This is a genomic window from Pseudomonas sp. C2.3V, assembly GCF_058536325.1.
This window is the reverse complement of sequence record NZ_JBZUBN010000002.1, coordinates 416,357-437,819: the sequence shown is the minus strand read 5'-3', so window position 1 is coordinate 437,819 and position 21,463 is coordinate 416,357. Positions and strand designations below refer to the sequence as shown.

General features: G+C 54.6%; 19 protein-coding genes. 6 read left to right on the top strand and 13 right to left on the bottom strand.

Annotated elements, in window-relative coordinates; all coding sequences use genetic code 11:
* Positions 1-3: 3 nt before the first annotated feature.
* From AC4LF3_RS21795 to AC4LF3_RS21780, 4 genes are all read right to left on the bottom strand, one after another.
* Positions 4-2,238 (bottom strand): TonB-dependent siderophore receptor, encoded by a 2,235-nt coding sequence (locus AC4LF3_RS21795; protein WP_010798907.1) that lies wholly within the window; start codon positions 2,236-2,238, stop codon positions 4-6.
* Between the two features lie 148 nt (positions 2,239-2,386).
* Positions 2,387-3,742, bottom strand: a complete 1,356-nt coding sequence (locus AC4LF3_RS21790; protein WP_491836722.1) for a histidine kinase sensor domain-containing protein — start codon at positions 3,740-3,742, stop codon at positions 2,387-2,389.
* Entirely contained in the window at positions 3,742-4,443 is a 702-nt protein-coding gene (locus tag AC4LF3_RS21785; protein ID WP_010798909.1) for a response regulator transcription factor, read from the bottom strand. Before AC4LF3_RS21785 ends, AC4LF3_RS21790 begins: the two co-directional genes overlap by 1 nt.
* A 73-nt stretch (positions 4,444-4,516) precedes the next feature.
* Complete coding sequence (locus AC4LF3_RS21780; protein ID WP_083603107.1) at positions 4,517-4,984, bottom strand: MEKHLA domain-containing protein; 468 nt, start codon at positions 4,982-4,984, stop codon at positions 4,517-4,519.
* A gap of 385 nt (positions 4,985-5,369) precedes the next feature.
* Between AC4LF3_RS21780 and quiC the strand changes: the two genes are divergently transcribed.
* Entirely contained in the window at positions 5,370-7,280 is a 1,911-nt protein-coding gene (gene quiC / locus AC4LF3_RS21775; RefSeq protein ID WP_491836721.1) for a 3-dehydroshikimate dehydratase QuiC, read from the top strand.
* A 94-nt stretch (positions 7,281-7,374) separates the two neighbouring features.
* Complete coding sequence (locus tag AC4LF3_RS21770; protein WP_019364568.1) at positions 7,375-8,049, top strand: TetR/AcrR family transcriptional regulator; 675 nt, start codon at positions 7,375-7,377, stop codon at positions 8,047-8,049.
* 57 nt (positions 8,050-8,106) lie between these two features.
* On the opposite strand, the gene AC4LF3_RS21765 is transcribed toward AC4LF3_RS21770, so the two are convergent.
* The 8 genes from AC4LF3_RS21765 to AC4LF3_RS21730 form a co-directional block, all read right to left on the bottom strand.
* The gene (locus AC4LF3_RS21765) at positions 8,107-9,117 is read right to left on the bottom strand and encodes a TRAP transporter substrate-binding protein (RefSeq protein ID WP_491836720.1); all 1,011 of its coding nucleotides are present in this window, start codon (positions 9,115-9,117) and stop codon (positions 8,107-8,109) included.
* A 50-nt stretch (positions 9,118-9,167) separates the two neighbouring features.
* Complete coding sequence (locus tag AC4LF3_RS21760; protein ID WP_010798914.1) at positions 9,168-10,448, bottom strand: TRAP transporter large permease subunit; 1,281 nt, start codon at positions 10,446-10,448, stop codon at positions 9,168-9,170.
* A complete protein-coding gene (locus AC4LF3_RS21755; RefSeq protein WP_491836719.1) occupies positions 10,448-10,996 on the bottom strand; it encodes a TRAP transporter small permease in 549 nt (182 codons plus the stop codon). The genes AC4LF3_RS21760 and AC4LF3_RS21755 overlap by 1 nt, the downstream gene beginning before the upstream one ends.
* Positions 10,997-11,091: 95 nt before the next feature.
* Positions 11,092-12,420: an MFS transporter gene (locus AC4LF3_RS21750; protein WP_491836718.1), complete on the bottom strand. Its 1,329-nt coding sequence runs from the start codon at positions 12,418-12,420 to the stop codon at positions 11,092-11,094.
* A gap of 41 nt (positions 12,421-12,461) precedes the next feature.
* Positions 12,462-13,322 carry a shikimate dehydrogenase gene (locus tag AC4LF3_RS21745; protein WP_491836717.1) on the bottom strand — a complete coding sequence of 287 codons (861 nt, stop codon included), beginning with the start codon at positions 13,320-13,322 and terminating at the stop codon, positions 12,462-12,464.
* A gap of 5 nt (positions 13,323-13,327) precedes the next feature.
* Positions 13,328-13,774 (bottom strand): type II 3-dehydroquinate dehydratase, encoded by a 447-nt coding sequence (aroQ, locus tag AC4LF3_RS21740; protein ID WP_491836716.1) that lies wholly within the window; start codon positions 13,772-13,774, stop codon positions 13,328-13,330.
* Between the two features lie 373 nt (positions 13,775-14,147).
* A complete protein-coding gene (locus AC4LF3_RS21735) occupies positions 14,148-14,636 on the bottom strand; it encodes a DMT family transporter (protein WP_491836715.1) in 489 nt (162 codons plus the stop codon).
* A gap of 10 nt (positions 14,637-14,646) precedes the next feature.
* Positions 14,647-15,075 carry a DMT family transporter gene (locus AC4LF3_RS21730; RefSeq protein WP_074828379.1) on the bottom strand — a complete coding sequence of 143 codons (429 nt, stop codon included), beginning with the start codon at positions 15,073-15,075 and terminating at the stop codon, positions 14,647-14,649.
* A gap of 86 nt (positions 15,076-15,161) precedes the next feature.
* Between AC4LF3_RS21730 and AC4LF3_RS21725 the strand changes: the two genes are divergently transcribed.
* Positions 15,162-16,109 carry a LysR family transcriptional regulator gene (locus AC4LF3_RS21725; protein WP_150346204.1) on the top strand — a complete coding sequence of 316 codons (948 nt, stop codon included), beginning with the start codon at positions 15,162-15,164 and terminating at the stop codon, positions 16,107-16,109.
* A 476-nt stretch (positions 16,110-16,585) separates the two neighbouring features.
* Here AC4LF3_RS21725 and mqo read toward each other — a convergent pair whose 3' ends face one another.
* Positions 16,586-18,217, bottom strand: a complete 1,632-nt coding sequence (mqo, locus tag AC4LF3_RS21720; RefSeq protein ID WP_491836714.1) for a malate dehydrogenase (quinone) — start codon at positions 18,215-18,217, stop codon at positions 16,586-16,588.
* A gap of 785 nt (positions 18,218-19,002) precedes the next feature.
* Here mqo and AC4LF3_RS21715 point away from each other — a divergent pair.
* The 3 genes from AC4LF3_RS21715 to AC4LF3_RS21705 all read left to right on the top strand — a co-directional run bounded on the left by AC4LF3_RS21715 (position 19,003) and on the right by AC4LF3_RS21705 (position 21,376).
* Positions 19,003-20,157 carry a mandelate racemase family protein gene (locus AC4LF3_RS21715; protein ID WP_491836855.1) on the top strand — a complete coding sequence of 385 codons (1,155 nt, stop codon included), beginning with the start codon at positions 19,003-19,005 and terminating at the stop codon, positions 20,155-20,157.
* Between the two features lie 67 nt (positions 20,158-20,224).
* Positions 20,225-20,488 (top strand): hypothetical protein, encoded by a 264-nt coding sequence (locus AC4LF3_RS21710; RefSeq protein ID WP_074828370.1) that lies wholly within the window; start codon positions 20,225-20,227, stop codon positions 20,486-20,488.
* A gap of 153 nt (positions 20,489-20,641) precedes the next feature.
* On the top strand, positions 20,642-21,376 hold the full coding sequence (locus AC4LF3_RS21705; protein WP_491836713.1) for an oligogalacturonate-specific porin KdgM family protein: 735 nt from the start codon (positions 20,642-20,644) through the stop codon (positions 21,374-21,376).
* Positions 21,377-21,463 lie beyond the last annotated feature (87 nt).

The window sequence follows — 21,463 nt, the reverse complement described above, 5'->3', positions numbered from 1 at the left end:
CGGTCAGAACGAAACGGTTACGCTGGAGAAGAAGGTGCGGCCTGGCTCGTTATAGGTAGCAGCCCCTGCACCTGCAATGTTATTGACGCCTTGGGCATTACCCTCACGGAACAAGCGCTTGTCGAACAGATTCTCTATACCTGCCGTCACGCTGACGTTCTTTGTTAGCGCATAGGTGCCATTGAGACCTGCAAGGGCATAGGGCGAGAGCTGGTTGTTGGACGAGCCTGTTACGCGATTACCCTGATAATCGTACTTCTTGGGTTTTTGTTTGCCATACCAGGTCACGTTGAGCTGAAGTGAAAGGTCTTCCTGCACCTGCCAGTCCAAGGTGGAGTTAAGGGTGTACTTGGGTGTCACTGACAGTACGTCCCCGGTCTCCTTGTTTTTGGATCTCAGCATATAGGTGAAGTTATTACGCCAGGTCACGTCCTCGGACAGCGGCAGCGTAAGCGTACCTTCAAGGCCTTCTACCAATGCCTTAGGGATGTTTTCCCACTGATAAATATTAGAGTTGGCGTAGCTGCCGGTACCACCGTTCGCACGCCCTGTAGGGTTCAGGCCGGACTCGATTTTGTTTTTGTAGTCGTTACGAAAGTAGGTCAAACCGGCGACAACGCCGTCATGCTGGTATTCAAGTCCCAGCTCCTTGTTGATGCTGGTCTCGGCCTTAAGGTCTTGATTACCTTGTAGATAGCAGCTTGTGCTCTGTCCATAGCAACCCTGACCACGGCTATAGAGCAGGTAGTTGGGATTGAGCTGGTAGAGGTTCGGCGCCTTGTAGGCGCGGGCGATACCTGCCTTGAGCGTGACGGTATCCGTCAGTGTTTGTGAGAGGTTGAGTGCGGGACTCCAGTTGTCGCCAACTACATCATGATGATCGAAGCGCAGTCCGGGTGTCAGAATCGTGCCTGGCCTGAGTTCAATATTGTCCTCGGCGAACAGTGAGAAGATTTCTGCCGATGCGGTACTGTTGCGGTTGCTACCCGAAAGGCCGGGGACACTGCCACCTTCACTAACGCTCTGACTGGTGGATGTGGCGTCGTCAAGCTCCTGGCGGATCCATTCGCTGCCCAGCGTTAGCACATGATCGACCTCCGACGTCTGCAATGGCATATTCACCTCGGCATGGGCGGTGATATCTCGCAGCACGGAAGTGTTTACATTATTTCCGGAAAAGATACCTTCTGTACCGCCGGCCAGACCTTCCTGAATGCGGCTGTTACGGGTCTTGGCATATTGCAGATAGGCCAGGCTGCTTCCAAAGTCCCAGTTACCCTTATGGGTAACAGCGTAGGTCTCACGGTAGAGCCGGTTGGTTTCGTGGCCCATCAGGTTTTTTACGTAACTGTTGCTGTTGGTATTTTGCGTGTCGCCCGTATAGATATTGCCTTGACGGCTGAATCCCGCCTCGAATTCCAGCGTCTGATCAGGTGTAAGCTGCCAGCTGAGCAGCCCATTGATATCCCTGTTGCGTACACCCTCTCGGCCTGCCGGTAGTGTGCCAACCTGGTTACCGGTACGGGTAGACTCATGGCCCGAATTGATGTCCCAATCATCCGAGTCCGTCTTGGCGACGTTGCCATAGACGCGATAGCTCAACGTCTCGGTAAGAGGGCCGCTAAGACCAAAGTCGGCCCGTTCGGTTGCGCCCTCATCGCTGTGCTGGGGAAAGCTGTGGTAAAGCGTGGCTGAACCATGAGTCTCCTGGGTCGTGCCCTTGGTGATGATATTGACCACACCGCCGGCCGCACCATTGCCGTACCGTGCGGCAGCCGGTCCGCGAATGACCTCGATGCGCTCGACCTGATCCGCAGGCACCCAATTGGTGTCACCCCGAGTATCACGTTCGCCTCGCCATCCATAACGCACGGCGTTGCGGCTGGCGACAGGCTTACCGTCTACCAGGATCAACGTGTTTTCCGGACCCATGCCACGGATATCGATCTGGCGGTTGTTACCGCGCTGGCCGCTGCTGGAATTGCCGGTTAGGTTGACGCCTGGCATGGTTCGAATGATCTGTGAGAGGTCGTTGACGGGAGGGCGCTTTTTGATGTCCTCAGCGGTTATGATCGAAACCCCTGGCGCTTGCTTGAGCTCCTGTTCGGCGGTACCGAGGACCACCTCATCGTTTAACTGCGTGATATTTTCCTCAGCGTGAAGAGCGGTAACATGAGCGTACAGACAGCTCAGAACGGCTAGACCAAGGCGGGTTCGGCGGACGGGAATCGAGGGCATACGCAAACTCCTGTAGAAACGACTTCCGTATCACGCCAGCAGCAAAATGCCTGCCATTGGGCGTTTGGCGCTGATGGGATAAGAACGCAGTCGGTGTGTTTGCGCAAATGATAGTCATTGCTATTTGCCAGTAAAGCGCATTAACAATCTAAACACTTTGCCCAGCAGGAAGGCGCAACGTCATGCGCAGGCCACGACCTGTATTTCGGGCCCAAAGGTCGCCGCCTTGAAGACGAACGTTTCGCTGCGCGATGGCCAGCCCCAGGCCAAAGCCGCTGCGGGAGGAGTGTTCTTCTGCGAGCCGGTAAAAGGGTTGAAAGATGTTTTCCAGTTCATGTTCAGGAACGCCAGGTCCCTGATCATCAAGATGAATCAACCAGTAAGCGCCTTCACGTGCTCCGGTCAGTTGCACGCGTCCGCTCGAAGGGGAGTGTCGGATAGCATTACGCAAAAGGTTTTCCAGCGCTTGCATGATGCCATTGATATGTACACGGACTACACAGGTCGGGTCCACCGTGTACATCAAACGGTCTGGTGCCCAGCCGCTTTCAAAGCAGGCGTTTTCAACCAGCGCCTCCCAGATCCCGAGAAGCGATACGTCCTCCTGATGAAAGCGGGGGCGCTCGGTATCCAGCCAAGCGAGGTCAAGTGTGTCATTTACGAGTTGCTGCATATCTTGCACATCACTTTCGAGGCGACGTTTGAGTTGAGGCAAGGCTAGATGACTGTCGCTGGCCACCCGCAGGCGAGCCAGCGGCGTACGTAACTCGTGGGAAAGGTCGCGAAGCAGTCGGCGCTGCTGTTCTATCTGATCCAGTAGCCGGTGCGTCAGGTGATCGAAGGCGCGGGCCAACTCGCCCAATTCATCGTGCCGTCTGCTCAGCGGCGCACCTAATGGGACCTCAAGGTCATCTGCTTCAAGGGCTGCAGCACGCTCGCGCAATCTTGAGAGCGGTACGATTAGATGCCAATACAGAAGCAGGCCAAGAGCGAGCGCCAACAATACCGGCATTACACCGTGAGTCACGACATGGGTCCAAGGGGTGAGCCCTGTGGGCAAGAAGCGCTGCGGTAGTTGAAGAACCAGGCGACCCTGCTCGGGATGGAGAGGGAACTCGATGCTGACGTAGGGGAGCTCATCCTGCAGCCGGCGACTCATGGGCCAGTCCAGCTTGCGCATAAAGGTAAGGCGAGCATATTCCTGGGGTGTCAGTGGTGTCTCACCAAGTGCTCGGAGGTCCGGCCCTATCACCCGTGCCCAGGTGTTTTCCTGAGTTTCGAGCTGACGTTGCCAGGTTTCTATCGCCTCGGCATTCTGATCTCGCAGCCATAGTTGCTCTGCCTCGGCAGCATAACGGGATAGCAGTGCCCGAGCGGAAGTGTCGAGAAAATAACTGCTTCGCTCAACCTGCAATCCCCACGTCCACACCAGCCATACCAATAGCAGGCAGAAGGCGGCCAGCATTAGACCCAGTTTCCAGAAAAGCGAATGACGCAGGCGCATCAGGGCTGTATCCGTGCCACGTAACCTTTTCCCCAGACAGACTGGATCACCACGCGCTGGCAATGGATACGCTGGAGTTTGCGGCGCAGGTTACAAACATGCACATCAAGTCCGCGATCAAGTCGGGTATAGCTGCGACTGAAGACCTCTTGGTAAAGATAGGCCTTGCTGAGTGTTTCATCCTGATGCCTTAGCAGCGTTGTAAACAGTCGGTATTCAGAGTGTGTGAGCTCAGCCCATTGGCCCGCCAGACGGATATCCTGTCGCTGATCATCGGTGTGTGGCAGCCCGGGAGCCGCCACGGGTGGGTTAATATTTCGCTGCCGCTCCAGGGAGACTCGACGCAAAAGCGCATCTACACGGGCATCCAGCTCGGCAAGGCTGAACGGCTTGGGGAGGTAATCATCCGCACCCCGTGTAAAACCAGTGATTCGATCTTGTTCAGCGCCCAGCGCGGACATAAGTATGACCGGAGCAGCACTTTGAGTTCTAAGCCTTTCTAGCGCTGTTAGACCATTGAGTCCTGGCAGCAGGATATCCAGCAGTACCAGATCGAAGCGCTGTGTACAGGCCATGTCCAGACCATTGTCACCACGGCTTTCGTGGACAAGGGTAAAGCCCCGGGACAACAAGTGCTGCTGGATGCCTTCGGCCAGAGCCGGGTCATCTTCAACCAATAAAACGTGAGGCTGTGCAGACATAAATGCAGATGAGAGTCATTAACGGATACCTAGTATCCGAACGTCTACATCCGAAAGCAAATGCCGATTACCTCTACAGGTCTTTTGACTGCGGAATCAGCACGGCCTGTCCCTGATAACGCCCCTCCGCATCATGGAGCTGCCAGAGCGTTGCGTTCTGTATCAGAAAGCATTGGCCGCTCTTCATGACCCGAACACCGCTATAACCGCTGGAATAACCGTCGCGCTTCACCTGATCGATGAAGCGCTGCCGCTCCTCGCGATCCTGTGGACCGGCAGACAGGCGTGAGGGGAGCTGGGTAATTTCCTCCCAGCTATAGCCAAAGCGCTGTTGCGCCGCTTGGTTGGCGTACATGAACACAGGGTCATTTTCGGCGTTATGGGCCAGGACGCAGAAAGGGGCGGAGTAGTACAACCAATCGGCTGCAGCTTGCCCAGAGAGCGGCTCTGGCACGAGGCGTTTGCCCACGTGTTGCTCATAGGAGGTAGCCAGTAACGTAAACAGCAGGACATCAGTCTTCATAGGAGTTGCTTCTTTCATAAAGGCGTCGTGCATGAACCCTGAAGGAAGTGCCAACGTACAAAAGCCGCCCTCATGTGAAAAGAGCTAGCCCTGTCAATCTGTTCAATACCAGAAGGCTGCCTCTTTTTCCCGGGACATGATCACCTCCCTTGGGCGAGCCATACCGTGTATCGATGTTTAAGTTTGCTTACCGCTACCCAGCAGTACCTGAAATAGCAAGGCAGATATGTTCGTTTATCGAACATAAACTAACCAGTGAGTACAAAATAATTTATAAAAGGAGCACTATGAAGGTGAAAGCTATCCAGAGTTAATACCTATCACCGCTGTAGGCGCAAAGAAAACCGATCCGGGCAGCCGAGCGGCCTGGGTCCTACAATATGCCTGCCAAGAGGGACTGATTATGCAGCGCTCGATCGCCACGGTTTCCTTGAGTGGAACCCTGCCTGAAAAACTGGAAGCCATTGCTGCCGCAGGCTTCGACGGTGTGGAGATTTTTGAAAACGATCTGCTCACTTACGGCGGAACGCCGCGAGAAATCCGTCGATTATGCGCTGACCTGGGACTCGCTATCACATTGTTCCAACCTTTCCGCGATTTCGAGGGGTGTCCGCGTGACCGTTTGCCCCGTAACCTGGACCGGGCCGAGCGCAAGTTTGACCTGATGCAGGAGCTCGGTACGGATCTGATGCTGGTGTGCAGCAACGTAGCGGTCGACTCGATAGGCGAGGAGGCTATTCTGGTGGATGACCTTCGCCTGCTGGGTGAGCGAGCGGATGCACGCGGCATGCGCATAGGATACGAAGCCCTCGCATGGGGGCGGCACGTCAAGACATGGCATCAGGTCTGGTCGATTGTGCAACAGATCGATCACCCCCGCGTGGGCGTATTGCTGGACAGTTTTCATACCCTGTCATTGAAGGATGATCCTGCCGGTATCGCCAGTATTCCGGGTGACAAGATCTTTTTTGTGCAAATGGCTGATGCGCCGATTCTCAATATGGATGTACTGGAGTGGAGCCGGCACTTCCGTTGCTTCCCGGGGCAAGGCGAATTTGATCTGGCCGGTTTCCTGGCGCCGATCCTGCGCTCGGGGTATACCGGTCCGCTCTCACTTGAAGTATTCAACGATGGTTTTCGCGCAGCACCTCCACGGGCCAATGCGGCTGATGGTTTCCGTTCCTTGCTTTACCTGGAGGAACAAACCCGCAACCGCCTGGCCAATGAACCGCCTGCCGATCCGGTTGCGCCGGAGCTGTTGTTCGATCCGGTGCCGCCGCTCGAGTTTGACGGTATCGAATTTCTGGAGTTTGCCGTAGACGAGCCACTTCGTGCAGAGCTTACGCAATGGCTAACCCGTCTGGGTTTTGCTCAGGCCGGGCAGCATCGCTCTAAGAACGTTACCTTGCTCAGGCAAGGCAGCACCAATCTCGTACTCAATGCCGAGCCTTATTCGTTTGCCCATAACTTTTTCGAAGTTCATGGACCTTCGCTGTGTGCCAAGGCCCTGCGGGTCAGTGATAGCGCAAAGGCCATGGAACGTGCCTGCCAGTATGGTGCGCAGCCATATCGCGGCCTGGTAGGCCCGAACGAGCGTGAGATTCCTGCGGTACGTGCACCGGATGGAGGCCTGATCTACTTTGTGGCCTCTGGCGCTGGTGGGCGTTCGATCTATGAAACAGACTTCAACCTGAGCGCAGCCTCGTCCACGGACGATGTGCTCAATACCATTGACCATGTGGCCATGGCTCTACCCGCAGACAGCCTCGACACCTGGGTACTGTTCTACAAGAGCCTGCTTAATTTCAAGGCTGACGATGAAGTTGTGCTGCCGGATCCCTATGGTCTGGTGAAAAGCCGTGCGCTGCGCAGTCCCTGCGGGTCGATACGGATGGCGCTCAATATCTCGGAAAACCGTAATACGGCCATCTCCCGAGCCTTGTCGAGCTACCGTGGATCAGGCGTCCACCATATCGCATTCGAATGTGATGACATCTTTGCGGCCGCTGCCCAGGCCAAGGAGGCCGGAGTGCCGTTATTGGAGATTCCGTATAACTACTACGACGACCTCTCAGCGCGGTACGGCTTTGACGATGACTACCTGAGCCGGTTGGCCTATTACAATGTGCTCTATGATCGGGACGCACAGGGAGGCGAGCTGTTCCATGTTTATACGGAGCCGTTCGCGGATCGCTTCTTTTTCGAAGTTCTACAACGCAAAAACAGTTACAGTGGCTATGGTGCTGCCAATACGCCGGTCCGCCTGGCGGCCATGGCTCAGGCGCGCACCCGAAAGACGGCCGGACGTCTTTGAAGGTAGGGCTGTGCCCTACGTGGCATAGCCCTACCTTAATCCAATAACAACAACTACCATAAGGTTTTTGAACCTGCCAATGACACAACCAATAATGGCTGCCGAATCCCTTAGCCCCGATGCTGTAAAAACGCAGTCTGTTCCCCGACTGCCACGAAAGAACAACCCCGAAGAAACCAAGCAGGAAATCCTCTTGGCGGCGGTTGCCGAGTTTGCGGAAAACGGCCTGAGCGGGGCGAGAGTCGATGCCATTGCCGAGCGCACCCGAACATCGAAGCGCATGATCTATTACTACTTCGAGAGCAAGGATCAGCTCTACTCTGCGGTGCTGGAAAAGCTCTACGGGGAGATCCGCTCGACCGAGTCCCAGATGCATCTGGATGCGCTCGAACCGGTAGAAGCGATTCGGCGACTGGTCGAGTTCACGTTTGACTACCACGATCTGAATGTCGATTTCGTTCGGATCGTGTGTATCGAGAATATCCATCAGGGAAATTACATTCGCCAGTCACAGGCCATTACCTCAGTCAACTCGTCGATTGTTCAGACCATCTCTAGGATTCTGGTGCGTGGCGTAGAACAGGGCGTTTTTCGGGAGGGGCTGGATCCGCTTGAGTTGCACATGATGATGAGCTCGTTCTGCTTCTATCGGGTGTCCAACCGCTATACCTTTTCATCGATCCACCAGATCGACCTGACGGATGCAGATAACCGGGAGCGGCACAAGGAACTCATTTGCGATGTGGTGCTGCGCTATGTCTGCAAATGACTGATTGGAACGTAAATACCGCTGCATCAATTCATGCAGCGGTATCGAGAGACGGGCTTACCGTGACTTCCGCGCTTTTTGTATTTCGTCATCCAGCATCTTGACCAGAGCGGGGTCGACATCCTTCGCCAGTTTTTCGATGACCGGCTTCGTTTTCTCCCGGAATCGATCCATCTCTTCCGGCGTAATTTCATTGACGGCCATGTGGCCTTTTAAGGTTTGATAGGCACTGTCCTGAGCCTGCCCGGAGACCATGCGCTGATAGGCCTGAGCCTCAGCGGCGGCCTCGGTAATGACCTTGCGCTCGTCCTCGTTCAGCTTGTTCCATGACTTTTCGCCTATGATGAACGATTGCGGGTTGTACACGTGGCGTGTCACCGACAGGTATTTCTGCACCTCGTAGAACTTGCTGCCCAGAATCACGGTATTAGGGTTTTCCTGCCCATCAACGGTTCGCTGCTCAAGGCCCGTATACACTTCGGGGAAGGGCATCGGTACGGGGTTGGCGCCCAATGCGGAAAATGTCTCCAGATAGCTGGGTGACTGTATGACACGGATCTTCAAGCCTTGCAGATCCTCCCAGCGGGCGATGGGCTTCTTGCTGTTGGTTATGTTGCGAAAGCCCAGGTCCCAATACCCCAGGGTATGCAGGCCCTTGCCTTCCAAGCGTGAGGCCAATGCCTGGCCCACCGGACCATCCATGACCTGCTGAGCCTCCTGAGCATCATTGAAGAGGAAGGGGAAATCCAGAATCGCGAAATCCTTTACCTGGGCCGACAGGATACCGGCATTGAGGACGGTCAGGTCCAGTGTGCCGCCCTGAATGGCCGATACGGTTTGCAGATCACCGCCGAGCGTGCCGCCTGGAAAGAGCCGCACCTTGATCTTGCCCTCGCTCTTTTCCTTCACCAGATCTGCAAATTTCTGTGCGCCCTGACCCTGAGGATGTTCCTTCACATTCTGGAAGGCAAACCGTAAGGTCTGGTTACGTACCTCGGCAGCTACCGTGCTGGCATACAACACACCGATTGCGCAGGCGGTAGCCAAAGCAGTTTTGATCATCGTCATCTTGAAAGCTCCATCTTGTTTTTGTTGTTTGCGAAACGGGGTGCAGTGACTTAGCCCGCCAGGAATTTCATTGGACCTGTCACTAGCACCGGGAAAATGACCAGCAGGAGCAGTACCAGCAACTGCGCCAGGAGAAACGGCCAGACACCGCGGATGATTTCATTCATCTGGATCCCGGAGACGCCACATACGACGTTCAGGACGGTTCCGACCGGAGGTGTGATGAGTCCTATGGCGGTGTTGATCAAAAAGAGCACGCCAAAATACACAGGGTCGATACCCGCTTGAACAACGGTTGGCATCAGCACAGGCGTCAGGATCAGGATGGTGGGCGTCATGTCCATGACGGTGCCGACAATAATAATCAGCAGCATGATCATCAGCAGCAGTACGGTGGGGTTGTCCATGAACGGATCGAGCAGGTCAACCAGCTGGCCGGGGAGGTCGGCTATGGTCACCAACCAGGACGAAACCATGGCGGCAGCGACCAATAGCATGACGACCGAGGTGGTTTTTGCCGCACTCAGGATGAGCTCATACAGATCGCTGAGCTTCAGTTCCTTGTAGATCACCGTTGCCACGAATAGCGCATAGACCGCAGCAACCACAGCGGCCTCGGTCGGTGTAAAGACGCCGAACTTCAAGCCAAATACGATGATCAGCGGCAGCCCCAATGCCCAGCTGCCTTCGATGAGCGCCTGCGCAATTTCCCGGCCGGAACGCTTGGGTGAGGTTTCCACGACCTCCTTGCGAGCGATCCACCACCAGGCAACCGCCAGAGCCGCACCGAGCATGAGCCCTGGCACAATACCGGCCAGAAACAGCTTGGAAATGGAGACACCGGAGGCGACACCGAAAATGATGAAACCAATGCTAGGAGGAATGATGGGTGCAATGATGCCCCCTGCTGCGATCAGGCCTGCCGACCGTTCGCGGCTGTGTCCAGCCGAGACCATCATCGGTACCAGAAGGGCGGCAAGGGCGGCGGCATCGGCGACGGCAGAACCGGACAGCGAAGCCAGAAGGCACGAGGCGATAATCGCCACGTAGCCAAGTCCACCTCGCTTGTGCCCTACCATTGACATCGCAATGTTCACGATCCGGCGAGACAGGCCACCTGCATTCATGATCTCGCCTGCGAGCATGAAAAAAGGTACCGCCATCAATGGAAAACTGTCGGCACCGTTAAGCAGGTTTTGCGCAATGATCTGAGCGTCAAACAGATCCAGGTAATACATCATGGCGGCGCTTGCGACGAGCAGCGCAAAGGCGATCGGCATGCCGATGACCATACTGCCGACCAGAGAGCCCAGGAAAACGGAAAGAATCATCAGCTGCGCTCCCCTGAGGCTGTCTTGGGCGGGGTTACGAACGGTGTCTGCTTGTCCTTGGAGGAGGGCGAGAATACAGACGGCAGGGGAAGGAACAGTGCGGCATAGAGTTCGTACACCATGATGCCGACCGAGGTGATCCCAAAGACGAGCCCAGCCGAATAGAACACTGCCATGGACAGTCCCGATGCCGGCGCCAGTACGTCTTTATTGATGACTGCCTGTTGCCAGCTGCCCTGGATTATCAGCCACAGCATGTACAGCACGATCAGGTGAGAAAGGGTGAGACACAGGCGCTTGCCGCGGGCTGGCAGGGCTGCGAGCAGGCTACCCATGCCGATATGCGAGCGCTCCTTGAGGCCGATGATAGCCCCAAGGAACACCATGAATACAAACAGCCAGCGCGACAGTTCTTCCGATACGGTGATGCCGGAATTGAAGACGTATCTCAAGACAACGTTGCCGAACACCAGAGCCACCATGCCAAGCATGCACAGCACCAGTAGAAGTTTGATGAAGCGAAAGTACAGGTCGATTATTGTTTTCATGACCATGCCTTTAGGTTTCTCTGCGTGTGTTGTGTTTGTTATGAATCACGAGAAACAACGACAGCCAGGCCCCACGCGTCCCTGCGCCGGGCCTTTTAAAGTTCTATACGCTTCACCTCTCCTAAAATGAAGATGTACGAAAACGCGCCGATTAGGGCAAGAACACCGATAAACAGCAGTGCTCCCACAAACGAACCCGTGGTGGCTACGATAAAGCCGACCACCAGCGGCGTAATGATGCCGGCCAGATTGGCCGCCAGATTGAAGATGCCGCCGGTAAGGCCCATGAACCTCTTGGGCGCGATGTCAGAAATGACTGCCCACCCCAGGCCCACCATGCCTTGTCCAAAGAAGGCGATGGAGAGAATCGCGATGACCAACGTGTCATTATCGACATAGTTCGCCGCGATGATGGTAGAAGCCAGCAATAGCCCACTGATGATGGGTAGCTTGCGGCCTACGCTGGCGTTACCGGTGCGCTTGATGATCCAGTCGGACAACCAGCCACCAAACATCACACCTACGGCTGCGGCAATGAACGGCAGTACCGCAAAGAACCCCATCTTTACCCAACCCATATGGCGCTCGGTGGCCAGATAGGTGGGGAACCAGGTCAGAAAGAAAACCAGGGTGGCGTTACCGGCAAACTGACCGATGCACGCTCCCCAGATCTGCCGGTACTTGAGCAACTGGCTGACATTGCTCCACGTAAAGGGAACGCGTTCCTGCGAGGGGGCTGACAAGCCACCGCCAGCCTGGATGTGCTCCCGCTCCGCCTGATTCATGGCAGGGTCTTCATGGGGCTCACGGTAGCGCTTCCACCAGAGCAGGCCGAAGGCGATGCCAATGGCTCCGATGATCATGAACAGCGCGCGCCAGCCAAAGTGCGCGAGAATCATGAACAGTACCGGACTGAGAAAGGCCAAGCCGATGTATTCACCCACGGTATAAATACTCGTGGCGCGGGCACGCTCTTGCTGAGGGAACCAGGTACTGACCACTCGGCTGTTGGTGGGAAAGCACGGTGCTTCGGCAAACCCCAGCATCAGGCGCAATCCCAGCAGGGTATAGAAGCCTGAAGCAAATCCGTGCATCAGCGTAGCGAACGACCAGGAGGTGATCGAGGCAAAATAGGTGAATTTCGATCCGAACCGATCGAGAAACACGCCACCGGGTACCTGAGCCAGCACATACGTCCAGGAAAAAGCAGAGAAGATCAGACCCATAACCGCCGCATCAATCCCAAGCTCTTGGGTCATGACCGGCGCCGAGATACCCAGAATGGTCCGGTCCAGGTAATTGATCATGGTTCCGACCGCTAGCAGGGCAAGAATCACGAAGCGTGCCCGGGTTGGCTTTTGGGATGTGGTTCCAGCGTGAGAAGGGGCTTGCGCTATCTGGCCTAGTTTACTTTCGGCATGCATTGTTATTGTCCTGTGTCGCTTGGCACAAAATAGAAGGCTTGTCAGTCACCCAGGCTGGCGAAATGCGCCTGCATTCTCTGGGAATCAGCGTGCTGCCCGGTAAAGAGCTCAAACGCCTTCACAGCCTGGAAGACCGCCATGCGGCTACCGTCCAGCGTCTGGCAACCGATCTCGCGGGCGTGCTTGAGCAGTTCGGTTTCCAGTGGAAAATAAATGATCTCAGCTACCCACATCTCGGGCCTGAGCAATTCGGCCGGTAGCGGCATGCCTGGCAGCTTGGCCATACCCACCGGTGTCGTGTTGACCAGCCCTTGAGTCGCCTGCATGGCGGCGGTCAGGTCTGTTCCCACGCACGCACGATCAAGACCGAAAATAGCCTTGAGGTTGTCGACGAGCGCGTGGGCTTTGTCCTTATCGACATCGAAGACCGTCAATTCAGCTGCCCCCTCGCGGAGTAAGGCATGAGCAACGGCTGCCCCGGCACCGCCAGCTCCCATCTGCACAACGCGCTCGCGTGAGACGTCTGGCAGCCCTTGGCGAAATCCTTCCGCAAACCCGAGACAATCGGTGTTATGACCTATCCGCTTGCCCGCTTTGAGCACTACGGTATTGACGGCGCTAATACCCAAGGCCTCCTCTGAAAGCTCATCCAGCAGTGGGATAATGGCCTGCTTGCAGGGAAAGGTGACATTCAGACCTGTGAATCCCATGCGCTCGGCTGCTGTGAGAAGTTCAGGCAGAGCGGACGCCTCAAGGCCAAGCGCATCGAGGTCGATCAGCCGATAGAGGTAGCGAATGCCTTGCGCATCACCCTCATGCTCATGCATGGAAGGCGTACGGGAGGATTGAATACCTGAGCCAATCAGACCGGCCAGGACAGAAGGAGAAAATAGAGTGGACATAATGGTCACTTCTTGTTCGTGAAGACGTGAGCGAAGTACTCGATGGCCATGCGATAGCCCGCCATACCAAAGCCGCATAGGACCCCTACGGCAATGGGTGAGACAAAGGAGTGATGCCTGAAGGCTTCGCGCTGATGAACGTTGGAGAGATGGACTTCCACCACGGGCAGCGCTACCGCTGTCAGCGCATCTCGGATCGCAACGGAAGTATGAGTCCAGGCCGCGGGATTGATGATGATTCCAGCATGGGCGGTTCGCGCCTGGTGAATCCAGTCGATCAGCTCACCTTCGTGGTTGGTTTGGCGGAAATCGATCTGTAGGCCGAGCGTATCGGCTGCTTCATGACAAAGCTGAGCGACATCGTTGAGGGTCTCGTAACCATAGATCTGTGGTTCACGGGTTCCCAGCAGGTTAAGGTTTGGGCCGTTGAGGATGAGAAGAGAGCAGGTCATCCAGAGCACTCCGTGTTGTTCTTATGATGTTTGGACACGCTGAATAACAAAGTGTACTAACTGGTTAATACAGTCAATCCGCCTAGAAGGTGCTTTTTATCTATTGCCTGGGGGAATCGACTTACCAATGACAGCATCATCAAAAGAGGTCGGAAAAAAGCCTGGAAGATCAAAAGGTTATTGATGGAACGCGAATTTCTCTGTCGAGAAGGAGATAGTGTGCTGAGATACAAAAACGTGCGGTTATCGTCCATGATGAGGAAAGAGGGAAGCCTGCCCTAGGCGCTTACCCAACGAACAAGCATCCCTATAACTCTAGGGAAGGAGGAGCGGATGGCAGAAGGCATCACTCAGGACACCTCCTGCCAGTTTGTCAGGTACGCTCCTCCACTGGATCAGCCCGGGGCGAACATTCCTGTATCCGATTACTCTGGTAGATCATCGCCAGAGCGCCAAACAGCAGTGCGATAGCAACCAGTCGAGACACATCCAAGGGTCGCTCGGCATTCCCCAGCCAAGCAAAGTGATCGATGAGAAGACTCATCAGCAGCTGACCAGTAATGACGGCTACCGTAGCGGCAGCGGTGCCAACGCGAGGGATGGAAAACACCATCGCGAGCATATACACAACGCCAAACAGCGCACCGATCAGCTGCCATTTTGGAGCAGTGAAAAGTGTCATGGGATGAGGGGGTTCGAAGAAAAACACCAGCAAAAATGTAAGCAGGGCACCGCTGGTAAAAGTCAGCCAGGCGCTTTCCAGCACGCCTACCTGCGCGCCAAGCCGGCCGTTGATAGAGGACTGGGCACTGAGTACGGCGCCACTACCCAATACGGCAAAAAGAACCAGAAACTGGAGCATAGGATATACCTCAGTGAATCAGCCAGAGAGCGACCAAGATCAATAGGAACGCCATTACGCGATACCGGTCGACGGGACGGCGTGTGCTGCCTAGCAGACCAAAATGATCGATAACCAGACTGGCTCCTACCTGGCCGCACAGGATGCCCACCATGGTCATCCCGACACCAATCAGCGGCGTGGCAATGGTCAGTACGACGACATAGATAGGACCCAGAATGCCGCCCACCAGCAGCCAGCGTGGCTGACTGAATAATTGGGCCATTTTCGGGCGCGCAAAAATCAGTGCAAATGTGAGCAGTGCGGCGCCAACGAGAAAAATCGACAAGGTAGCGGAGAAGTGACCTATTTCCCCTCCCAGCGGCCCTAACAGGCCCGCCTCCATCGACAGACCCATGCCGGCAATCAGCACAACTAACAGAATCAGAGCGTGTTGCATGTTTATCCTCAAGAAAAAACAATGCGCTACGCTAGTAAGTTGTCATAATTGGAACAATCGGCTTTCAGACAAATAACTATTGTTTTATGAGCAACTCGCCTTCCATGCTGGCCTTGCGGCTGTTCGTCAGGGTCGCGTCGGTCAAGAGCTTTACGCAGGCAGGTGCAGAGTTCAATTTGCCTGCCTCATCCGTTTCGCGCCATATCTCTGCGTTGGAGGCGACGTTGGGGCAGCGGCTCTTGTATCGCCACACTCGGGCAGTCCGATTGACCGAGGCAGGGGAGCGCTATTACCAGCATGTCCGGGACGCCCTGCTTCAGCTGGATATGGCGGCGGAGCAGATTGGTGGAGACACTTCAGAGCCACAGGGAACACTTCGGCTCAATGCTGCCGTCGCGCTGGGGCGTCTGCATCTGGTTCCATTGCTGGTAGAGTTTCAAAAGCGATATCCAAAAATAGACGTTGAGCTGACATTAACGGATGCGTTTATTGATCCTGTGCAGGAAGGGGCTGACATTACTTTCCGAGTAGGACGCCTGGAAGATTCCAGCCTGGTGGCGCGCAGTTTAGGAGAGCAACGGTTCGTGGTGTGTGCTGCGCCGGTGTATCTGGAGCGGCAGGGTATACCGCAAAGTCCCGGGGCGCTTGAGCATCATAACTGCCTGGTCTACAAGGGGATGCGCGGTGTGCGTCAGTGGTATTTCCGCTCTACAAGCCAGACACCCTTTCAGGCCTATCAGGCCAAAGGTAGCTTTAGAAGCAATAATGCCGAATGCCTGCTTGAGGCGGCGGTGCTTGGGGAGGGGATCGTACTGTTCCCGACATGGCTCGTGCATCAAGCGCTAAGCAGCGGTGCACTGGTAGCAGTGTTGACGGACTGGGAAGCGTCAGAAGATCTCGAAACCCATGCAGTGCATGTGATCTATCCGGAAAACCGCATGCGCTCAGCCAAGGTGAAGGTTTTTCTGGATTTCCTGTTTCATCACGTCGGTCAGCCACCCTACTGGGACAATGGCTTGCCCGTTCAGCGTTGAGAGCGCTTAATCCTCGATGCCTGTACCCGCACGACTGACTTTGGGATGCGCGTGAAAAGCTAGGCAGACGTTGGCTATGTGGGAGAACGCGATACTGTTAATCTGCTTCACGACTATTTACCGCTTCAGTCGCGTTACAAGTATCTGATCCTGTACCAGTAGTCTGATATAGACGCTCTACAACGCTCTTTCAGTCTAAAAGCCCGTTCGCAGGCGAACTCATTCATCTTTCGTCTTACCAAGCTTGTATCTGCATCTCGTTAAAGGCTTCAAGTAAGGTTTTCAAGATGAGCGAAGACGATATCGAGTTCATTGCTTCCTGGCTGGGACTCATTCTTTTTGCGCGGATTGTAATATTCAGTCTGGGCTATGGTTGATGGCCCTAACGCTAGGCGGGATGCCCCATGAAGGCGCTTGCAGACGGACATAAAAAACGGCACCCGAAGGTGCCGTCTTAACCAAGGTAAACGAGCTGTTTAAAGCGCAGCCGTTTTTGCCTCAGTCGGCTGATTTTCTTCAGCCTTGTTCTCAGACGCTGCTTGCTGGGTAGCGGTAGCATCTTTAAGCTGGAGTACACCAGCCGTGTAGCTGCGGACTTCCTTGATCAATGGAGCATTGTTATCCAGCGACTGACCGTAGGACGGAATGATTTCCTTAAGCTTGCCCTGCCATTCTGACGTCGCAACCTTGTCCTTGAACACTTTTTCTAACAGATGAAGCATAATAGGGGCGGCAGTTGAAGCGCCAGGCGAGGCACCCAGCAGCGCAGCAACGGAGCCGTCCTGTGAGGAAACCACTTCGGTACCAAACTGCAATTTGCCATTGCCGTTCGCATCTTTCTTAATGATCTGTACGCGCTGGCCGGCGGTCCAGAGCTTCCAGTCTTCCTTGCGAGCGTTCGGATAGTAGTCCTTCAGCGCAGCGAAGCGGTCTTCATCAGACTGCATCAACTGACCAACCAGGTATTTGACCAGATCGAAGTTGTCCATTCCCACCTGCATCATGGGCCAGGTGTTGTTGCTGGTCATGGAATGCATGAGGTCCATCAGCGAGCCGTTCTTCAGAAACTTGGTCGAGAAGGTTGCGAACGGTCCGAACAGAATAACGCGCTTGCCATCCAGCGTACGACTATCAATGTGCGGCACGGACATGGGCGGCGCGCCCACAGATGCCAGGCCGTAGGCTTTTACCCCGTGACGTTTGGCGATTTCCTGATTTTCAGTTACCAGGAACTGGCCTCCAACCGGGAAACCAGCATAGCCATCGGCTTCAGGAATACCTGTTTTCTGCAGCAGCATCAGAGAAGCGCCGCCTGCACCAATGAAGACGAAGCGGGTGTTCACCGAAGTTTCCTTGCCGCCGTTGGCCAAGTCTGCAACGGTTACTTTCCAGGTGTTATCGGGGTTGCGCTTGATATCACGAACTTCGCTGTTCACTGAAAGCTTGAACTGCGAATGATTTTCCAGCGAACCTACCAGCTGGCGAGTGATTTCACCAAAGTTTACGTCAGTCCCTGCTGGCATCCAGGTCGCTGCCACTTTCTGCGCAGGGTCACGACCTTCCATGATCAGCGGTGCCCACTGCTTGATCTGGCTGTGGTCTTCCGAGTACTGCATGCCCGCATACAGCGCGTTTTTCTGCATGGTTTCATAACGCTTGTGCAGGTAGTTGACGTTGTCGTCACCCCAGACAAAGCTCATGTGCGGCGTGGTATTGATGAACGATCTGGGGTTCTTCAATACACCGTTCTTGACCTGGAAAGACCAGAACTGACGGGAAATCTCAAAGCCTTCAGTAATCTTCGGAGGCTTGGTGACATCGATGGTGCCGTCCTTGAGTTCGGGCGTATAGTTCATTTCCGCGAAGGCAGAATGGCCCGTTCCGGCATTGTTCCAGCCGTTGGAACTTTCTTCAGCTACCTTGTCCAGACGCTCGTACATGTTGATCGTCCAGGTGGGCTCAAGCTCTTCCAGGTAGGTAGCCAGGGTAGCGCTCATGATACCGCCGCCGATCAGTACAACATCGACAGGGGCATTATCGTCGGCCCAGCTGTGTCCGGACATCGCGAACATGCTGGAGCACAGAGCAGCGAGAACACGCTTTTTCATGCAGATTTTCTCTAGTTAGGCATACAAGCAAATGAAATCAGATAGCGCTGTCTTATCGGCCATCTACGCATTTGCTTGAGTAGGCAAGGCACACTTATTTTTGAATCTGTAACGCATCAAGTCGAATGAAAGGTCGGGTCGGGTCGATTCGACATGAAACACGCGTACAGCCAAAAAAATTCAAGGTCCGGATCAAGAGGTGGCAGGACATCCACTCGAAAATGTCACTACATTGCGTTGGGTGTAGCGGATACATCATGAGAGGTTTATCTGGGCGCTCAGTGAAACGTGTCCAGTAGAATATCGCGAAAAAGCCGCGACGGAAAGTCACACCTTAAAGTTCCGGTCAATAAGACCAAAGTTTAATGTCTGGCAGGGAGTCGGCAGGACATTATCATCGACACGTGCAGGTCGTCCGGTATTGCTCTGCTCGTTCTGTCCTCCCTCCTGTACCAGCCTGCAATCAACACCTAGGCTTTTTATCCTTGCGTGGTAAGACGACTATGTTGTCTTTTGAAGAAGAAGCTGACCGGTCAGTCATCACTTTTTCAGATTTGAAAAAATAAATTACTTGATCTGCTTATAAGCTTGCTGAGGTTACATCTCCGCCAGAATTCGCTTTTTAGAGCCTATTTAGCGTCATTTTTCAATTCTATTAAAGTCTCAAGCTGGAGCTGTAGCCTCCTTGACAAAATAGCGCGCAAGAAAAATACTGTGTCACGTGGTATGACGACATACCGGAAATTGCTCCAAAAAGAACAATAGTCATGGACAGCCTTCCTCTTATGAATATCTCCCGTGTCAGTGTCGATGTGTTTTCCTATCCCACTCGCCGTGCTGTCGATAGCGCAGGGCATTCCCATCCGGGAGATGAAGTCCAGGCCCGTATGGCATTGTTGAAGATCACCACGGAGGACGGTTGCGAAGGTTATGCCTTTGGCGCTCCGGAATTGCTTCGCCCACATATCATTGACAATTTTGTACGCAAGGTACTGGTTGGACAGAACGCGCTTGATCGTGAGCGACTCTGGCAGGATCTGGCGCATTGGCAGCGGGGAAGTGCAGGTCAACTTACCGACCGCAGCCTGGCCCTGGTGGAGCAAGCGCTCTGGGATTGGGCTGGCCGCAAGTTCCAGGTCCCAGTCTACAAGCTGTTGGGTGGCTACCGAGACAAGGTCTTGGCCTATGGTTCTACCATGTGTGGCGATGATTTGCCGGATGGCCTGTCAACACCTGACGAATATGCGCGTTTTGCCGAAAAGCTCGTAGCCCGTGGTTACAAGGGTATCAAGCTGCATACCTGGATGCCGCCCATCTCCTTCGCACCCGATGCCAAGATGGACGTAAAAGCTTGTGCCGCTGTACGTGAAGCAGTAGGCCCGGATATTGCCCTGATGCTTGATGGCTACCACTGGTACAACCGTACTGATGCCCTCTACATCGGACGTGAAATTGAAAAGCTGGGTTTTGCCTGGTTTGAAGAGCCTATGATGGAGGAGTCCGCAGAGTCGTATGCCTGGCTGGCTGAAAACCTCACCATTCCTGTATTGGGGCCTGAAAGCCTGGGCGGCAAGTATCACAGCCGCGCGGGATGGGTGAGTGGAAAGTCCTGTGACATTCTACGCGCCGGGGTAGCTGGCGTAGGCGGTATTGGCCCATGCGTCAAAGTCGCTCACCTGGCTGAGGCGTTCGGATTGGATTGTGAAGTTCATGGTAATGGTGCACCCAATCTGGCTGTCGTGGGTGGAATCAAGAACTGCTCCTGGTACGAGCGCGGGCTATTGCATCCGTTCTTGGAGTATGACGACGTACCTGCCTATCTCAACAGTATCGTCGACCCCATGGACAAGGACGGTTACGTCCACCTGCCTGACCGTCCTGGCCTGGGTGAGGACATCAACTTTGCCTATATCGAAGCCCATATCGTGAGCCAGCACTGATCCACGGTTGTGCCTGGGCTAATCATGCCCAGGCAGGTCTTGAACAATTATAAAAAAGGACTGAGCTATGAACCTGAACACCTTTCGCCTCTCGCATGTCTTCTTCGAGTGCCTGGCCCGTATCTCCAGGCGAGTACCGGAACTGTATAACCTGGGGCTGGCTGGTACAGCGCACATTCATGCTCAGTCCTCCTCGTGCATCGCCTCGATACCCTGCCGTATCAACCGGCTACAGGCTTTCCGCTCCTGTTCTCTTGTTGCTCTGCCATTACCTCTGGCGATGACCGGCCGATGTAATGGTCGGCGCGGCCGGGCCAAAAGTCCTGCCTAAGCGCCGCTGGCAGGCCTGGCTTGCCGTTCGCGTGTTAACCATCTGAACCAATCGTGCCGCCGAATAGATCGGGAGCCGTACACCCCTGAATGCCGGGCTGTTACCGCTTAAGCCTATTCAATCTCTCTGTACGTTATTAACAAGAATAAGATCATGAAGATAACAATAAAGACGCTAGCTGTTGCGACCTCTCTGGGAATCACCGTTTTGGCAGGCAATGCTCAGGCTGCCGATTCGGGTTATATCAACTATCGGCACCAGTATCTGGGAGACTCGAAGCTTCACTCTGATCGCGTTCTGATCGGTATACGTCTGGACAATGGACTCGGTTTCGAAGGGGAACTGAAGTACAAGACCGGAGGCAGCCGTAAGGACGTCGCGTTCGATAACACTGTGGGCGATGGTCATGAGTTTACAGCGGATTATCGATACTCCCTTACTCCCCAATGGACGATTGCACCCTTTATCAGCCTGGTTGCAGTAGAAAACGCAACGACGTATCGAACCGGCGCGCGTCTGGGGTACAAGGTAAACAACCAGTGGACGATCAGCGGGCGCTATCGCTACGAGGCTCGCAAGCTGGATCGCAACCAGATCGACGAGTCCGTGCCTGATAGAGCCAAGCGTGACCAGCACGTTCACCGCTTCGATGGGTGGCTGGGCTACGCTCCGGGCGGGAAATTATCGTACGAATATAACCTGGTCTATTTCAAGGCGGACTATACCCGTTACGACGGCAAGAAAACCGACTACGAACAAAACCTTGCCTTTAAATACAAGTGGGACAAGCGTTGGCAGCCCTTTGTTGAGTTGGGTGATGTGAAAGTTAATTCCACCGACAGTGATCGCCAGCTACGTATGCGCGTAGGTGTGCATTACAGTTTTTAACATGCAGTAAATATCCTGCAATGAAGTACAGATGAAGTTATTGGAAAGTACTTTATAAACTTTAAAGATTCTCACTTCATCTGTCTT